Origin of the sequence: Cryobacterium arcticum (assembly GCF_001679725.1) — a bacterium.
GTDB lineage: Bacteria > Actinomycetota > Actinomycetes > Actinomycetales > Microbacteriaceae > Cryobacterium > Cryobacterium arcticum_A.
Window position 1 is genome coordinate 2,792,692 of record NZ_CP016282.1, and the last position, 14,666, is coordinate 2,807,357.

At 69.1% G+C, this 14,666-nt stretch carries 14 protein-coding genes; 8 read left to right on the forward strand and 6 right to left on the reverse strand.

All coding sequences use genetic code 11. The features are described from left to right. Window positions 1-4: 4 nt before the first annotated feature. From PA27867_RS12535 to PA27867_RS12545, 3 genes are all read left to right on the forward strand, one after another. A complete protein-coding gene (locus PA27867_RS12535; protein WP_066596811.1) occupies window positions 5-544 on the forward strand; it encodes a hypothetical protein in 540 nt (179 codons plus the stop codon). 102 nt (window positions 545-646) lie between these two features. Then, window positions 647-1,681 (forward strand): hypothetical protein, encoded by a 1,035-nt coding sequence (locus tag PA27867_RS12540; RefSeq protein WP_066596813.1) that lies wholly within the window; start codon window positions 647-649, stop codon window positions 1,679-1,681. A gap of 27 nt (window positions 1,682-1,708) precedes the next feature. After that, window positions 1,709-3,307, forward strand: a complete 1,599-nt coding sequence (locus PA27867_RS12545) for a putative bifunctional diguanylate cyclase/phosphodiesterase (RefSeq protein WP_066596814.1) — start codon at window positions 1,709-1,711, stop codon at window positions 3,305-3,307. Window positions 3,308-3,331: 24 nt separating this feature from the next. Here PA27867_RS12545 and PA27867_RS12550 read toward each other — a convergent pair whose 3' ends face one another. Continuing rightward, on the reverse strand, window positions 3,332-4,018 hold the full coding sequence (locus PA27867_RS12550) for a GAP family protein (protein ID WP_066596816.1): 687 nt from the start codon (window positions 4,016-4,018) through the stop codon (window positions 3,332-3,334). A gap of 19 nt (window positions 4,019-4,037) precedes the next feature. Further along, the gene (gene cls / locus PA27867_RS12555; protein ID WP_066596817.1) at window positions 4,038-5,492 is read right to left on the reverse strand and encodes a cardiolipin synthase; all 1,455 of its coding nucleotides are present in this window, start codon (window positions 5,490-5,492) and stop codon (window positions 4,038-4,040) included. Between the two features lie 191 nt (window positions 5,493-5,683). Between cls and PA27867_RS20275 the strand changes: the two genes are divergently transcribed. After that, on the forward strand, window positions 5,684-6,427 hold the full coding sequence (locus PA27867_RS20275; RefSeq protein WP_084021107.1) for an META domain-containing protein: 744 nt from the start codon (window positions 5,684-5,686) through the stop codon (window positions 6,425-6,427). A 39-nt stretch (window positions 6,428-6,466) separates the two neighbouring features. After that, window positions 6,467-6,799, forward strand: coding sequence for a DUF4190 domain-containing protein (locus PA27867_RS12565; RefSeq protein WP_066596819.1), 333 nt, complete (start codon window positions 6,467-6,469; stop codon window positions 6,797-6,799). A 28-nt stretch (window positions 6,800-6,827) separates the two neighbouring features. Here PA27867_RS12565 and PA27867_RS12570 read toward each other — a convergent pair whose 3' ends face one another. Beyond that, window positions 6,828-7,685 (reverse strand): phospholipase, encoded by an 858-nt coding sequence (locus PA27867_RS12570; protein ID WP_236900704.1) that lies wholly within the window; start codon window positions 7,683-7,685, stop codon window positions 6,828-6,830. A 296-nt stretch (window positions 7,686-7,981) separates the two neighbouring features. On the opposite strand from PA27867_RS12570, the gene PA27867_RS12575 reads away from it, so the two are divergent. Both PA27867_RS12575 and PA27867_RS12580 read left to right on the forward strand, forming a co-directional pair. After that, entirely contained in the window at window positions 7,982-8,236 is a 255-nt protein-coding gene (locus PA27867_RS12575) for a hypothetical protein (RefSeq protein WP_066596821.1), read from the forward strand. 133 nt (window positions 8,237-8,369) lie between these two features. Continuing rightward, window positions 8,370-9,347, forward strand: coding sequence for an NAD(P)H-quinone oxidoreductase (locus tag PA27867_RS12580; RefSeq protein ID WP_066596823.1), 978 nt, complete (start codon window positions 8,370-8,372; stop codon window positions 9,345-9,347). A 9-nt stretch (window positions 9,348-9,356) separates the two neighbouring features. On the opposite strand, the gene PA27867_RS12585 is transcribed toward PA27867_RS12580, so the two are convergent. From PA27867_RS12585 to PA27867_RS12595, 3 genes are all read right to left on the reverse strand, one after another. Then, window positions 9,357-11,231, reverse strand: coding sequence for a diguanylate cyclase (locus PA27867_RS12585; RefSeq protein ID WP_084021109.1), 1,875 nt, complete (start codon window positions 11,229-11,231; stop codon window positions 9,357-9,359). A gap of 435 nt (window positions 11,232-11,666) precedes the next feature. Next, complete coding sequence (locus PA27867_RS12590; protein WP_066596827.1) at window positions 11,667-12,686, reverse strand: LLM class flavin-dependent oxidoreductase; 1,020 nt, start codon at window positions 12,684-12,686, stop codon at window positions 11,667-11,669. Between the two features lie 573 nt (window positions 12,687-13,259). Continuing rightward, window positions 13,260-13,535 carry a DUF7715 family protein gene (locus tag PA27867_RS12595; RefSeq protein WP_066596828.1) on the reverse strand — a complete coding sequence of 92 codons (276 nt, stop codon included), beginning with the start codon at window positions 13,533-13,535 and terminating at the stop codon, window positions 13,260-13,262. 369 nt (window positions 13,536-13,904) lie between these two features. Here PA27867_RS12595 and PA27867_RS12600 point away from each other — a divergent pair, with 369 nt between their 5' ends. After that, a complete protein-coding gene (locus PA27867_RS12600; RefSeq protein WP_066596829.1) occupies window positions 13,905-14,639 on the forward strand; it encodes an HAD family hydrolase in 735 nt (244 codons plus the stop codon). The last annotated feature ends 27 nt before the right edge of the window (window positions 14,640-14,666 follow it).

Here is a 14,666-nt window from a genome sequence, read left to right on the forward strand (position 1 = left end):
CATCATGCGCAACATCACCCGTGCTTCCATCGCGCTCATCGGCGCCGTAGCACTCACCGGAGCCACCGCGCTCTCCGCGTCCGCCGAGCCCATCAGCGACGGTGGCGCTCCTGTCACCGTCGCAGTCGATGGCGGTGAACTCGTACTCGGTGCGCCCAGCGCCTTGGCCCTGACGGCTGCAGCACCCAACGCACCCGCGACCGGAATCCTCGGCAGCATGACCGTCACGGACACCACTGCAAGCACCATCGACTGGACCGTCCAGGTGACAGTGAGCAACTTCGTGTCAACCGTCAATGCGACCGTTGTCGACACCATTCCTGCAGCAGCGTTCACGTACTCACCGAACGTTGCGACCACCACCGGGGTGGCGACTGTCGTCGCGGGCGCCGACTCCACAGGAGGCGTCCTCTCGACCGCTCAGTCCGCCACAGCCGTTCACGGTAACAACACCGCCAGCTGGACAGCGGATGTCACCCTGGACATCCCGTCCGACGCACTCGCTGGCGACTACACGGGAACAGTGACTCACTCGCTCCTCTAAGCCAATTGCGCGAAGGGGAGGCGTGATTGCCGCCCCTTCGCCGCATCATGGGTGCCGCTTCCGGCATCGTCAGCGTTGTCTACTGAAAGTAGCCCGGAAACTGTGCGACCTATACTGCTATCACTTTCGATCGCACTCATCCTCCCTTTCCTTACGACACCTTCCAGCAGCGCGCTTGCGCAGGAAGCGTCGTCGGCAGAATCTGGTGGTATCGGGATCCGGTTGATCGACGTCCCTGCGGCTGCTCAAAGCAACCCCCGCGCAATCCGATACATCGTCGATAGTCTGCCGCCCGGCACCGTCATCGAGCGTCGCGTCGAAATCCTCAACCAGTATTCATCAACGCAGAGCGTCACTGTCTACGCCGGCTCCGCACGGATCGTCTCTGGTTCGTTCATCGGCGATGACGGGGCCGCACAGAATGAACTGACAAGTTGGACCTCGGTCAGTGCCCCGGAGTTTGAATTGGGAGCCGGGAAGTCAACTGAAGTGACGGTAACCGTCACGGTGCCCGAAGATGCGGTGGAGGGCGAGCAATATGCGGCGATCTGGGCCCAAGTCACAGCGCCCGCGGAGGAAGGCGCCACCGTTACGAATGCCAGCCGCGTCGGCGTGCGCATGTACGTGGCGGTCGGACCCGGCAACGGAGCTGCCGCCGACTTCAGCATCGGCGAGGTCAAGGCCGGCCGAACAGAAGCAGGCGTGCCGCAGGTCACCGCACAGGTCACAAACACTGGCGGCCGAGCGGTGGACGTGAATGGTTCCCTCCAACTGTCCGAAGGCCCGAGCGCTCTCTCTGCCGGACCCTTCGCGACCGAGAAAGCACTGACTCTGGCGCCGGGCGAGGACGGCACGGTTGTCGTCGCGTTGGGGAGCGATCTGCCGGATGGTCCGTGGCGGGCGACGCTCACCCTTACCAGCGGGCTAGTCACTCACGAGGCGACCGCCGACGTGACATTCCCCGAGGCCGGCGAATCTGTCGCAGTCGACACTGACACCGGGGTCGGAGCGTGGCCATTCCTCGTGGGAGCCGCCGCCCTCGCCCTGATGATCGCGCTGGGCGCAACTTTCTGGATTCGCAGACGACGTACCCGTCGATCCGCGGACGTCCCCACGCCCGCCCAGACCCAGCCTTAGTTCGAGCCACGTCCGACGAAGGAACCCATGATCGCCTCTGAACGAGTCGCTGCCACCCTGCACTTCACCGCCCGCGCGGGAACGGCCACTGTGCTGCTCCCCCGCAACCGCAACGGGCAGCTTCCCGTCGTTCTCGTCGATCCCGTCGACGAGCAGGGTGCCGTCGCCCACGGACTGTGGCTCAGCCACGACATCGCCGGCAGCGACTACCACTGGACCGAGCCCGTCCGGTCCACCACCCGATACGATTCCGGCGACTCCCCCACTGCCTGGCCGGCCGGACCGCACAGCATCACGACATCAGCCACGGCCAGGGAGCTCTCGAGCCCGGACTCCGCCGACCTCACCGATTCGCTCACCGGCCTGCCCGGGCGCATCCAGCTCATGGAGCGCATGAAGCGCTGTCGATCCGACGGCAACCGCACGCCCAGCGCCGTCTTGCTCGTCGTGAATCTCGACCGGTTCAGCATGGTCAACGACGGACTCGGCCATGACGCCGGGGACGCCGTTCTCGTCTACGCCGCACAGCGGATCGTCGGGGCCACGCGGGCCGGTGACACTGTTGCCCGGCTCGGTGCCGACGAGTTCCTCGTGCTCTGTGAAGGAGCCGACGCCCAGCGCGGACGCACCATTGCGAAGCGAATTGTGACCGCACTGCAGGAACCGGTGAGCCTGGGCGGCTATGAGCTGCGCATCACGGCATCGGTGGGAATCGCCAACGTCACCGCGGAGACCAATCCGACCGACGCCCTCCGCGAGGCCGGGGCAGCCATGCAACGCGCAAAGGTCAAGGGCCGTAACCGAACGGCACAGTTCGAGGAAGGACGCAGCGCTCAGGCACTGCGGTGGCTCGATCTGCAGCAGGCGCTGGCCCTCGCTCTTCAGCGTGACGAATTCGTTCTGCACTACCAGCCCATCACCACCATCACCGGTGGGATCGCCGCGGGCGTCGAGGCTCTGGTCAGGTGGAACCGCCCCGGCCACGGGCTGATTCCGCCGGACGAGTTCATTTCGGTCGCCGAGAGCAGCGGACTCATCGAGCCTCTGGGAGCCTGGGTACTCGGAGAAGCTCTCCGCCAGCTCAGCGCCTGGAAGCTCACCGACCGGGTACCGCCGGGCTTCTACGTCTCCGTCAACCTCTCCCCCGTGCAACTGATGGACCGAAGCTTGGTCAGCAACATCACCCGTACCATCGCGGACCACGGTCTGGTCGGCGCGGAGCTGACGCTGGAGATGACCGAGACCGCGCTCATCGACGACGAAGAGATCATGCTGGCGACAGTCGACGCTCTCGCATCCGCCGGCATCTCGCTCTCCATCGACGACTTCGGCACGGGATATTCGTCGCTCGCCCGGCTCCGTCACCTGCCCGCCAAGCAGCTGAAGGTCGACCGCTCCTTCGTCGCCGGCATGACAACCGACAGCAGGGATGCCGCCCTGGTCGCGGCCGTCATCGGACTCGCCCACGAGTTCGGCATGACCTGCGTGGCCGAGGGCGTCGAGACTGCGGAACAGCTGGATGAGCTCACGCGGCTCGGCTGCGACTACGCCCAGGGATACCTGCTCGGGCGTCCGATGAAGTCGGCCGACCTTGAAAAGGTCTGGGATCAGGCCGTGGCCGTCTAGGACGAACACCCGGCGGAGGCCCGCCTAGGACAGCGCCTGTCGCAACCCCTCGCCCAGTCCGGCGAGCACCAGGAAGATACCGAGCACCAGCACCGTCAACACCGTGATCAGCGGCATGTTGCGCACCAGCCACTCCCGCAGCCGCACCAGCCGCCCGCGCACCGCGGCGCCGCCGAACGCATAGGCGAGCACGGGCCCGAGCATCGTGATGGACGCCAACGCGGTGAACACTCCCACCGAGACCAGGATCCCGGTGGGATCGGTGTGCGCCCCCAGGATCACCACACCGGCCGCCGCCGCCATCACCAGGTTCTTCGGGCGGAACGCCGCGTAGCCCACCCCGATCAGGGTGGCCCGGGCCGGGGTCAGCCGGTCGAGCGCCATCAGCCAGCGCGGCAGCGGCACCTCCGCGCCGCGCTCGGGCCGGTCGTGCCACTGCACGATGCCCAGCACGATCAGGGCGACACCGAGCAACAGCGGCACCACCACCTGCAGCAAGCGGGTGCCGGCCGACCTGTCGTGGGGCAGCAGCGACGACAGCAGGGCCAGCAGGGTGGCCGAGAAGAGCACCCCGAGGAACCAGCCGATGCTGAACCCGGCCGCGGCCTTGAACCCGTCGGGCGCAAGCAGCATCAGCAGCAGACCCGCCAACGGCAGCGGGCTGAGCGCGATCGTGAGCGCCAGCGGCAGGAGCTGCCCCCACTCGGTCATGCGCGCTCCTCACCGGCCTCTACTGCAGGGACGAGGTCAGCCTGGCCAGGTTGTCGAACACCTTCGCACCCGTGGGCCGGTCGAGCCAGTCGGCCAGCTCGACCCGCCGGCTGTTGGACCGGTATTCGTCCTGCACCGCCCGCATCCGCTGCACGAATTCGGCGCCGTGCACGAGCACCGACACCTCCATGTTCAGGCTGAACGAGCGGATGTCCATATTGCTCGACCCGACCACCGACACGTCGTCGTCGATGGTGAAGTGTTTCGCGTGCAGCACGGTCGGCTCCCGGTAGAGGTAGATCGCCACGCCCGCGCGAAGCAGCTCCTCGTAGTACGAGCGCTGCGCGTGATACACCAGCGCCTGATCGCCGATGGCCGACGCGAACAGCTCCACCTGCACTCCACGGGACGCGGCCGTGACGATGGCGAGCATCGTGGATTCCTCGGGCACGAAGTAGGGGCTGGTGATGCTCACCCGCCGCTCGGCCTTGTGGATGAGCATGGCGTAGAGCTTGAGGTTGTTGTCGTTGTCGAAGCTCGGTCCGCTCGGCAGCACCTGGGCGTCGAGCAGGTCGGTGGCGGCCGGCAGCACCACCGGGCTGGTGTCGATGGGCAGCATCTCGTCGGTCTCGCTGTACCAGTCGGCGAGGAAGACCGCGTTGAGTTCCCGCACCGCCGGCCCCTCCAGGCGCATCATAAGCTCGTGCCAGTGCAGCCCGCGCTTGAGGTTGCCGGGCTTGAGATAGGTGGAGTCGATCATGTTCTGGGAACCGGTGAACCCCACCCGCCCGTCGACGACGAGCAGCTTGCGGTGGTTGCGCATGTCGGGGCGGCGCCATTGGCCGCGCCAGAATCGCAGCGGCAGCAGCGCCCGCCACTCCGCGCCCATCTCCGCGAAGGCGGCGATGGTCTCCTTGCGGCGCGGCAGCATCAGGCAGGCCAGGTAGTCGGAGAGCACGTGCACCGAGACGCCGCGCTGGATGGCCCGGGCCAGGGCGTCGAAGAACGGCTGGGTGACGGTGTCGAGTACCAGGATGTAGAACTGCACGTGCACGAACTCGGTCGCCTCATCGACGGCCGCCACCATGCTGGCGATCGACCCCTCGTAGTCGGGCAGCAACTCGATGCGGTTGCCGCCGACCATCGGCAGGGCGCCGAGGTTGCGGTTCAGCCGGGCCGCGGAGCCGAGCCACTCCGGCCATTCGTCGCGGTGGCCGACCTGGTCGAGTCCGTCCGTGCGCGCCATGATCAACTCGTTCACCTCACGCTGCTTCTCCCGCCGGGAGCGCGGCAACCGGCCCACCCCGATCAGCAGGAAGACCAGAGCGCCCAGATACGGGATGAAGATGATCGCCAGCACCCAGGCGATGGCCGCGGAGGGCCGCCGGTTGGCGGAGAGATAGACCGTGGCGATGAACACGATCACGGCATGCAGCGCCACGAGAATCAGTGCTCCGGCCTCGACATCCACCATCCGCTCCCTCCGTGGCCGTGACGTATCAGGGTGACTCGACGTGAACGTACACCTCCTCGGCCCGCTCGCGGGCGACGCCGTTGCCCCGGTGTGCGGGTCGCACTAGATTGCGTTGTGCGGCGCGCGCCGCCCTCGGCAGCACACCGCGGCCGAGCGCTGTGCCGGTCCACACACGTCGAAGAGGTGATCCAATGGCCATGCACTCCCCCGTGCGACAGCTGCTGACCGCGGCGGCCGTGCTCCTGGTTCTGGCCGGATGCACCGTGCTCACTCCCAACACGTCGTCGTCACCCAGCCCCGGACAGTCCGGCTCGGTGCAGCCCGGCGCCCTCGTGGGCACCTGGGTGCTCGACCGCACCTTCGACAGCCCTGAGCAGCCCTACGTCTCGTTCGTGCAGGACAACACCTGGAGCGCCTCTGACGGCTGCAATCGGGTGCAGGGCACCTGGACGCTCGCAGCCGACGGGAGCCTCAGCACGACGTCGGGCCCACAGACGATGATGGCCTGCGATGGAGCCCAGCTGCCGCTGGCGGTCAGCCGGGGCACCTCGGTGGAGGTGGACGGCGACACCCTCATCATCCACAGCTCGTTCGACTCGACCGAGACCACACTGGTGCGCTCCACCGACCCGACCGTGGGCCCGCAGGGGCTGCCGATCGGCTACTGGGTCGAGTCGAACACCCCCACGGCGCCCTTCCTGTCGATCCAGGCCGACGGCACCTACTCGGGCAACGACGGCTGCAACGCACTCACCGGCAGCTGGGAGCAGGCCGACGACGACGCCATCCGTTTCACGGGAGGCGCGCAGACGTTGCGGGCCTGCGAGGGTGTGGACCAGTGGCTGAGCCAAGCCGCCCAGGGCCGGGTGCAGGCCGGGGTGATGACGTTGCAATCCGCCGACGGCACCACGATCGGGCAGCTGACCGCCCGGTGAGGCGCGGGCGGCCCGGGTCACTGAGGAAAGGAACGAGCGATGGGCGTGTACCCGATCACCATCATCGTCATCCTCGCCGGTGCCATCGGCATGGTCTTCCTACTGCGTCTGGGCATCCGGCAGAATGCCCAGGCGGCGGCGGTCGATCCAGACCCCGACGCTACCGGCGGCCTGGCGGTGCTGAGCTTCGTCATGGCGCTGATCCTGCCGGTGATCGGGGTGATCCTGGCGCATGTCACGCTCGCGCGCATCGCCGAGGGCCGGGCCAGCGGCCGGGCGTTCGCCTACGCGGCCCTGTGGGTGGGTTACGTGCTGATCGCCCTCGAACTGGCGGTCATCATCTGGGCATACCAGAGCAACTACTGGCAGTAGCGGATGCGCCGGCCGGGGCGGAACCGGATCAGTACCAGTTCACGGCCTGCGAGTGCGACCAGGCGGCGCAGGGCGTGCCGTAGGCGGAATTGATGTAGTCCAGGCCCCAGGAGATCTGGGTGGTGGCGTTGGTGGCCCAGTCGGAACCGGCAGAGGCCATCTTGCTGCCGGGCAGCGCCTGCGGGATACCGGTGGCACCGCCGCTGTTGTTGTAGGCCGTGTACGACCAGCCGGACTCCTTCTGCCAGAGCTGGCTCAGGCAGGAGAACTGGGCGTCACCCCAGCCGTAGCGGGAGGCTGCGAGGCTGGCGGCGGTCGCCTTGGCGCCGGAGGGGGTGTTGCCGGCGGCGAGGGCCTCTGCGGCAGCCTGGGCTTCCGCGGCGGCCTGCGCCTCGGCGGCGGCCTGCGCGGCCGCGACTTCCACGGCTACCCGGTCGGCCTCGGCGGCGGCGGCCTGCACTGCGGCGGCCTGCTCCTTGACCTGGGACGTGAGCTGGGACACATCCTCGAGCGGCAACGAGATGTACTCGGCCAGGGAGGCCGATGTGCTGGACAGCGCGGACGCATCCACCTTGTTCGCCGCAGCCTCGAGCGCGGTGTCGGCGTCATAGAGGGCAACGGATGCGGCCAGGTGGGTCTTGCTGACCTCGGCGGCATGGGCGGCGGCGCGCTCGTCGCGCACCTGCTGGGCCTGCTGTTCCTGTTCGGCCACCGCGGACTGCACGGTGAAGCCGGTACCGGCGACAACTCCGGCGAGCACGAGCCCGCCGGCGAGGAGGGTGAGGCGCTTCGTGCGCGGCCTGCGGGTATTCCGGGCGGCGCGGGTGGACAGTGCGGCGAGGTTCGGAGTGCTGCTGGTGTTCTCGGGCGTGCTGTTTTCGGGCATGGAGTTCATAGAGTTTGTGGGGCGCATAAGCTTCCGGGTCGGGTCAGTGCGCGCCGGACGGGCGGCAGAATCACTGATCGGTGGGGCCCACGCGCGCGGGTCGGCGCAGGCAAGTCGCCTAGCTTGCACAAAGTTTCTGCATGAATCCTCATATAGTTCTGGCAAACCCATGTGAACGCATCTTCTCGCCGTTGCCGCCCGACCGTCGGCCTCGGGCACCGAATGCCCGGTCAGCGGGCGATCTGAGGGGGCCAGTGGTGTGTGCCCGGGTTGCGCTCCTGGAGTAGCGTTAAAAGATGCCCACTTCAGACGAGACCACCCCGACAGACCACCAGCCCGCCGGCCAGGCCGCCGCCGACCAGGCCCCGCCGGCCGAGGCATCCACCAGCGTGGCCCGCCTGATGGCCGCCATCGAGAGCATCAACACGATCGAGGTCATCAACTCCCCCGTCGACGACCAGTCGGCGTTGCTGCAGCTGCTCGATGTCACCACCGACGACCAGCGCTCCAACATGCTGTTCGCCCTGCTCCTGGAGCGCATGCGCGCCTGACTCCCCCTTCGCGAAATGTGAGTAGAGCCCCCAATTCCCGGCGATTCTGGTGCTTGAGCCGCAATTCGCGGGAGGGCGCAGGGGGCGGAAGCGTGCGCAGGGGGCGTGCAGGGGGTGTGCATAGGATGGCGGGATGCGCGCACTCGTCGTCACCGTTCCCGGGGGCCCGGAGGCCCTCACCCTGCAGACCGTTCCCGACCTCACCGTCGGCGCCGGCGACATCCGGATCGAGGTTGCCGCCGCCGGGGTGAACCGGGCCGACGTACAACAGCGTCTCGGGCTCTATCCCTCCCCGGCGGGCGCTCCCGCCTGGCCCGGCCTCGAGGTGTCCGGAATCGTCACCGAGATCGGCACGGCCGTGACCCGTTTCGCCGTGGGCGACCGGGTCTGCGCCCTGCTGGCAGGCGGCGGATACGCCACCGAAGCCGTGGTGCACCAGGACCTGGCCCTGCCGGTTCCAGCCGCCCTCGACCTGGTCGACGCGGCCGCCCTGCCGGAGGCGCTGGCCACGGTGTGGTCGAACGTCTTCATGAGCGCCGGCCTCACGGCTGGGCAGACCCTCCTGGTGCACGGCGGCGCCAGCGGCATCGGAACCACGGCGATTCAGCTGGCCCGACTGGCCGGCGCGCGGGTGCTCGTGACGGCCGGTTCGGCCGAGAAACTCGCGGTGTGCGGGGAACTGGGCGCTGAGGTGCTGATCAACTACCGGGAGCAAGACTTCGTGGCCGAGGTACTCGCGGCAACCGGCGGACACGGCGCCGACGTGATCCTGGACATCATGGGCGGCTCCTACGCGGCCCGCAACGTGGCGGCGCTGGCCCTGGGCGGCACCATCATGGTGATCGCGAACCAAAGCGGCGAAGACGCCGTGTTCAACCCGTTCCACCTCATGCAGAAGCGCGGCCGGTACTGGGGCACCACCCTGCGGGCCCGCCCCGCGGTGGAGAAGGCGGCCATCATGGCCGAGCTGCAGGCCCTGGTGTGGCCGTGGCTCGAGTCCGGCGGGCTGCGTCCTGTGGTCGACAGCCGCTACTCCTTCGCCGACGCGGCGGATGCGCACCGGCGGCTCGAGGCATCCGCTCACGTGGGCAAGATCGTGCTGGTGCCGTAGAACGACCGGTCAGGCGACGGTGACGGCCAGCTCCACCCGGTTGCGACCGGCGGCCTTGGCCTCGTAGAGGGCGGCGTCGGCGCGCCCGAGCCAGCGTGAGACGCTCTCGCCGCGCTTGAGCAGCGCCACGCCCACACTCGCTGTGCAGCGCAGCCCGCTGGTCACGACGCCCCACGGGTGGCTGCGCACCTCGCCGAGCAGTCGTTCGCAGATCTGCGTGGCCTGTTCGATGGAGGTGTTGCCGAGCACGAGCAGGAACTCCTCGCCGCCGACCCGCACGGCCAGGTCGGTCTCCCGGGTGGCCGCGCCGAGGATGCCGGCCATGGTGGTGAGCACCCGGTCGCCGGCGGCGTGCCCGTGTTCGTCGTTGACTTCCTTGAAGTGGTCCATGTCGATCATGACGGCGCAGAGCGGCTCGGCCCGGTCGAGCGCGCTGCGCATCATGGCGGGCAGCTGCCGGTCGAGCGCCCGCCGGTTGGGCAGCCGAGTGAGTGGGTCGGTGTTGGCCTGCTCGTCGAGTTCTTCGGCGCGGATGCGTTGCATGTCGGCTTCGAGCTGCGAGCGTTGCGCCTCGTGACGGGCCTGTTCGATCTCGAGGGAGTTGATCAGCATGCGCGACTGCAGCCCGGCGGTCTGCCTGGTGAGACCGAGCATCAGCACGTGCAGTTCCTCGTGGTGCCGCAGCGCCTCCTCGAACCGGCCGGCGTTGCGGTGCATCTCGTAGAGTTCCCGGTTCAGCCGCACGTTGAGCGCGGCATCCTCGGCAATGGACGGGTCGGCGAGCTGGGCGTTCATCATGTCGCAGGCGAGGTCGAGCCGGCCCTCGGCGCGGGCCACCTCGGCCAGCTGCACGTCGTTGTTGACCACAAGGTTGCGGTAGCCGTTGGTGGTGGCGATGGTCTTGGACCGCACGGCCTGCCGGCGCGCGTCGGCGTACTCGCCGAGTTCGATGAGGATATCGACGAGGTTGGTGCGTGCGATGGTCTCGTAGAAAGCGTGCCGCTGCTTCACGGCCAGCGCCACGGCGGCGAGCGTGAGGGTGAGGCCGTCCTGCAGGGCCTCGGTGGTGCTCTCGCCCCTCGCCCGCTGCCCCCGGGCGATCTCCAGGCAGGCGTCGCCGAGGTTGTTGCGAGACGCGAACCCGGCCTCCGGGTCATCGAGGGTGTCCGCCAGCGCGATCGCCTGCTGACCCAGCTCGATGCTGCGTTCGGCATCGCCGAGCGCCTGGTGCACCATCGACGACCGCGACAGCGCCCAGAACTCCGCCGTGCGGCTGCCGCAGGCGCGTGCCGCTTCGAGGGCACCAAGCACATGGCTGAGCGCCGGCTCTTCGAGCGCGGTCTCGTGAAACGCCAACGCCAGGGTGCAGTGCACATTGGACTGGCCCAGAAGATCACCGCTGGCGGTGAGGTAATCCAGCGCCAGCAGACCGTGACGAACGGATGCCTCGAACTCGCCCAGCCGCAACCGGTGTCCGGAGAGCAGCTGCCGGGCCCTGGCCTCCTGGGCCGGGGTGATGAACGGGTCGGTGAGAACCTCTTCAGCCTGGGCCGCGCCCACGATGTGCTGACCGTCCCGGTTGGCCGTCGCGCTCTGTTCGAGCAGCCGATCGATCGCCATGCGGCGGGCCGGCGCCGTGACCAGCCCGGGAGCCATCGGCACCGGGACCGGAAGCTCGACGGAGTCGACCGGGAGCGGCAGGTCGGCCAGCTCGACGAACCCGCCGGGCAGGTCGACGTCACGGCCGCCGTCCGCGGGCAGCAGGTCGGCGATGCCGTCGGCCAGCGCGTCGGCCGCGGCCAGCGCCGCATCGGGAGTGGAGGTCTCGGCGGCCACGGTCGTTCCGGAGGGAAGAGGGGCGACGGAGTTGCTCGGAGTCGTCATCGGACGACCGGTGGTGTCTCGGGGTCCGACACCGGCCGAGGCCGGTGGGTCACGGAGCGGAAGGGGGCAGACGAGGACAGGCTGAGCGCACTGCCCGCACGTCTCTGCGGGAAGCGAAGTGATGGTACGCGAAATGCGCTCACGGCTCAGTCCCCAAACTGCTCGTTGCTCTCGAACCTAGCAGCGTCTGGACAGCTTCTACGGGCATCCGGGATTCGGCACACACCCCGTTCACGGGTAATTTTCGCGTTTAATGATCGCGCTCTCACGGGGTTCCCATAGCCTACCCACAGCGCGCTCCTAGCGCGAAGCGGTGGGATGCCTCGGCTCTGGAGCCAGTCGAAGCTCCGCTCGCATTTGGACCGATCCCTCCCGCCGATCCCTGGACACCGTGAGCCGCGACAGGCTTGCCCCCTGGCAGGCGTTTGGCGTTGGTCAGCGCCAGCCGAGGCCGGGCGCCACGAATCGCAGCACCGAATCGAGCAACCGGGCGTTGTAGTCGACGCCCAGCTGGTTCGGCACCGTGATGTGCACGGTGTCGGCGGCCTGCACCGCGGCATCCTGGGCCAGCTGCTCGACGAGCGCATCCGGTTCACCGATGTAGCTCTTGCCGAAGCGGGCCAGGCCGCCGTCGAGATGACCCACCTGGTCGCGGTTGTCGGCCTGGGCACGCAGCCCGAAGTAGCGGCGGTCCTCGTCGGTGACCAGGGGCAGGATACTGCGGCTCACCGCCACCCGCGGTGTCCCGGGGTGCCCGGCCTCCGCCCACGCCGCGCGGAAGATCGCGATCTGCTCGGCCTGCAGGTCGCCGAAGTCCACCCCGGTGTCTTCGGTGAGCAGCGTCGAACTCATCAGGTGCATGCCCTGCTCACCGGTCCATTTCGCGGTGGCGCGGGTACCGGAGCCCCACCAGATGCGCTCGGAGAGTCCGGGCGACTGCGGCTCGATGGATAGCGGCCCGTTGTGTCCGGTGAACTGCGGGTTGGCGTTCGCCAGGCCGGCCCCGGCGATGGCCAGGCGGAAGCGTGCTGTGCGCTCGCGGGCGTCATCCGCGTCGGACTGCCCCGGAGCCGGCACGTTGCCGAACGCCTCGGCGCCGCGCAATGCGGTCTCGGGTGAGCCTCGGCTCAGGCCGAGCTGCAGGCGCCCGTTGCTGATCAGGTCGGTGATGGCCGCTTCTTCGGCCATGTAGAGCGGGTTCTCGTAACGCATGTCGATCACGCCGGTGCCCAGTTCGATGCGGCTGGTGCGAGCGGCCATGGCGGCGAGCAGCGGGAACGGGGACGCCAGCTGCCGGGCGAAGTGGTGCACGCGCACAGACGCGCTGTCGACGCCGAGTTCCTCGGCGGCCACCGCGAGCTCCACGGTCTGCAGGAGGGCGTCTTGTGCGGTGCGCACGAGCGACCCCGGCACCGCCTGATAGTGGCCGAAGGAGAGGAACCCGATGTGTTTCATACCTGGGCCAGCGTTTCCCGACGCCCAGCTATTCCCGCCCCCATCCCCGGTTCTGGTGCGCGGGCGTCGAGAAAGCGTCGCGCGGGAAGCGCGCCGCTGCGCGGAGGGCACGCCCCTGCGCGGAGGGCACGCCCCTGCGGCACAACCCCCGCGAAGCGGCGCGTGACCCGCGCTCCTCGTCGGGACCGCGCTGCGCGGGAGCGGCGCCGCAACGCGGGTGGCACGCCCCGGGCGAAGCGGCGCGTGACCCGCGCTCAACGGCGACGAGGGTGAGCGCGGGCACCGCGCCGCTGCGCGGGTGGGCCGCCACCCGCGCGGCAGTGCCGCGAAGCGGCGCCTACCCCGCGCGGCGCGTTGCGCGGGGTAGGCGCCGTTTCGCAGGTGGCGCGCCACCCGCGGACGGGCGCGTGACCCGCGCGCCGCCCGGATCGCCTGTCACACCTTCGTCGGATGCGCCGAGACGATGCCCCTCGGCAACAGCACGTGCCCCCGGCGTCCAAGCACGGTGCCGACGGGCCAGAGCCCGGCCTGCGCGATGAGGTTGTCGATCGCGGTGGTGTACGAGTGCTCATCTCAGCAGAACAGGTCGCGCCTGGCCCGGACGAAGCCCCGCATCGCGCGTTCGAGATCCTCCCGAGTCAGGCCGGGAACCTCCGAGACGACCGCGGTGGATGTTTCCCGCAACGAGCTCAGACCCGAGAACATGCGGCCACACGTGCATCGACCGTCGGGATAACACCAGCATGCCCGGCACGGTTCCAGCAACCACACCAGCTCACCGTCGATGCCGTCCATTCGATCGTGCACGTGGGCGCCCTGGGTCGCCTTTGTTGCCACGAATACCCGCATGAGTAACTCCATCTCTCGGCACGAGGAGATGCCGCCACGGTAACTGCCACCCCCGACACCGCCCCCAGGCGAGCGCATCCGACGCGCGACCAACCGGCACGGTGAGTGTGCGGAGCGCGGGGTGTGCGGAGCGCGGGGTGTGCGGAGCGCGGGGTGTGCGGAGCGCGGGGTGGGCGCCGCTGCGCGGGTGGCGCGCCACCTGCGGTGCGGCACGCCACCCGCGCATCCGAATTTCGATGGCGCGTGGCACGCGCTGCGGCGGTCGGGACCGCACACGCGGCTGGCCGGCCGCATACGCGGCGGATGCGGCGGATGCGGCTAGTCGGGTCGTTGCGGGACACTTGGTCCGGGTGCTGCCAAGCTTGGGGCATGCGTCATCTGTTCCTCGACTTCTTCGGCACCCTCGTCAACTACGCGGACTCCCGCGCCGGGCAGGGCTACGCCGACACGCACGCCAGCATGCAGGCCATGGGCGCGCGCGGCACCGAGCAGGAGACCGCCAGCGCCTGGCTGGATGCCTTCCATCGGCTGAACACGGAGTCCGATGTGGACCACCGCGAGTTCACCATGGAAGAGCTGTCCCGGCGAGCGATCGTGCAGTTGCTCGGCCGCGAACCCGATACCGCGGAGATCGCCGACGGCGCCGAGAGCAACATGGCGGACTGGGAGCGCGGGGTGGTGCTCATTCCCGGCATGGCCGAGACGCTGAAGGAACTGGGCCAGACGTTCACCCTCACCATCGTGTCCAACACGCACAGCGCATCCGTCGTGCCCCGGCAACTCGCGGCCATGGGCGCCACCGACCACATCGCCCACATCGTGACGTCGCTCGAGGTGGGCTACCGCAAACCGCACACCGCGATCTACCAGGCAGCCCTCGACCGGGCGGAGGCCGACCCGGCCCGGGTGATCTTCGTCGGCGACACCTGGGACGCCGACTTCGACGGCCCCCGCGCGCACGGCATGGAGGCCGTGTTGGTCGCTTCCGCGCCGCGGGATGGCGTGCCGGAGACCCGCCGGGTCGCCTCCGTGCTCGACCTGCCCGACCTGCTCTCGTTCCGGTACCCGAGCACCCGCCCCGTCAGCACCCGCGGCGTCGCATAACTCCTGCTGGGGCTCGTCCTACGGCAC

Coding starts and splice junctions, on each gene's coding strand:
- PA27867_RS12535 (WP_066596811.1), top strand. CDS start 5: ATGCGCAACATCACCCGTGCTTCCATCGCGCTCATCGGCGCCGTAGCA.
- PA27867_RS12545 (WP_066596814.1), top strand. CDS start 1,709: ATGATCGCCTCTGAACGAGTCGCTGCCACCCTGCACTTCACCGCCCGC.
- PA27867_RS12550 (WP_066596816.1), bottom strand. CDS start 4,018: ATGACCGAGTGGGGGCAGCTCCTGCCGCTGGCGCTCACGATCGCGCTC.
- cls (WP_066596817.1), bottom strand. CDS start 5,492: ATGGTGGATGTCGAGGCCGGAGCACTGATTCTCGTGGCGCTGCATGCC.
- PA27867_RS20275 (WP_084021107.1), top strand. CDS start 5,684: ATGGCCATGCACTCCCCCGTGCGACAGCTGCTGACCGCGGCGGCCGTG.
- PA27867_RS12565 (WP_066596819.1), top strand. CDS start 6,467: ATGGGCGTGTACCCGATCACCATCATCGTCATCCTCGCCGGTGCCATC.
- PA27867_RS12570 (WP_236900704.1), bottom strand. CDS start 7,685: ATGCCCGAAAACAGCACGCCCGAGAACACCAGCAGCACTCCGAACCTC.
- PA27867_RS12575 (WP_066596821.1), top strand. CDS start 7,982: ATGCCCACTTCAGACGAGACCACCCCGACAGACCACCAGCCCGCCGGC.
- PA27867_RS12580 (WP_066596823.1), top strand. CDS start 8,370: ATGCGCGCACTCGTCGTCACCGTTCCCGGGGGCCCGGAGGCCCTCACC.
- PA27867_RS12585 (WP_084021109.1), bottom strand. CDS start 11,231: ATGACGACTCCGAGCAACTCCGTCGCCCCTCTTCCCTCCGGAACGACC.
- PA27867_RS12590 (WP_066596827.1), bottom strand. CDS start 12,686: ATGAAACACATCGGGTTCCTCTCCTTCGGCCACTATCAGGCGGTGCCG.
- PA27867_RS12595 (WP_066596828.1), bottom strand. CDS start 13,535: ATGCGGGTATTCGTGGCAACAAAGGCGACCCAGGGCGCCCACGTGCAC.
- PA27867_RS12600 (WP_066596829.1), top strand. CDS start 13,905: ATGCGTCATCTGTTCCTCGACTTCTTCGGCACCCTCGTCAACTACGCG.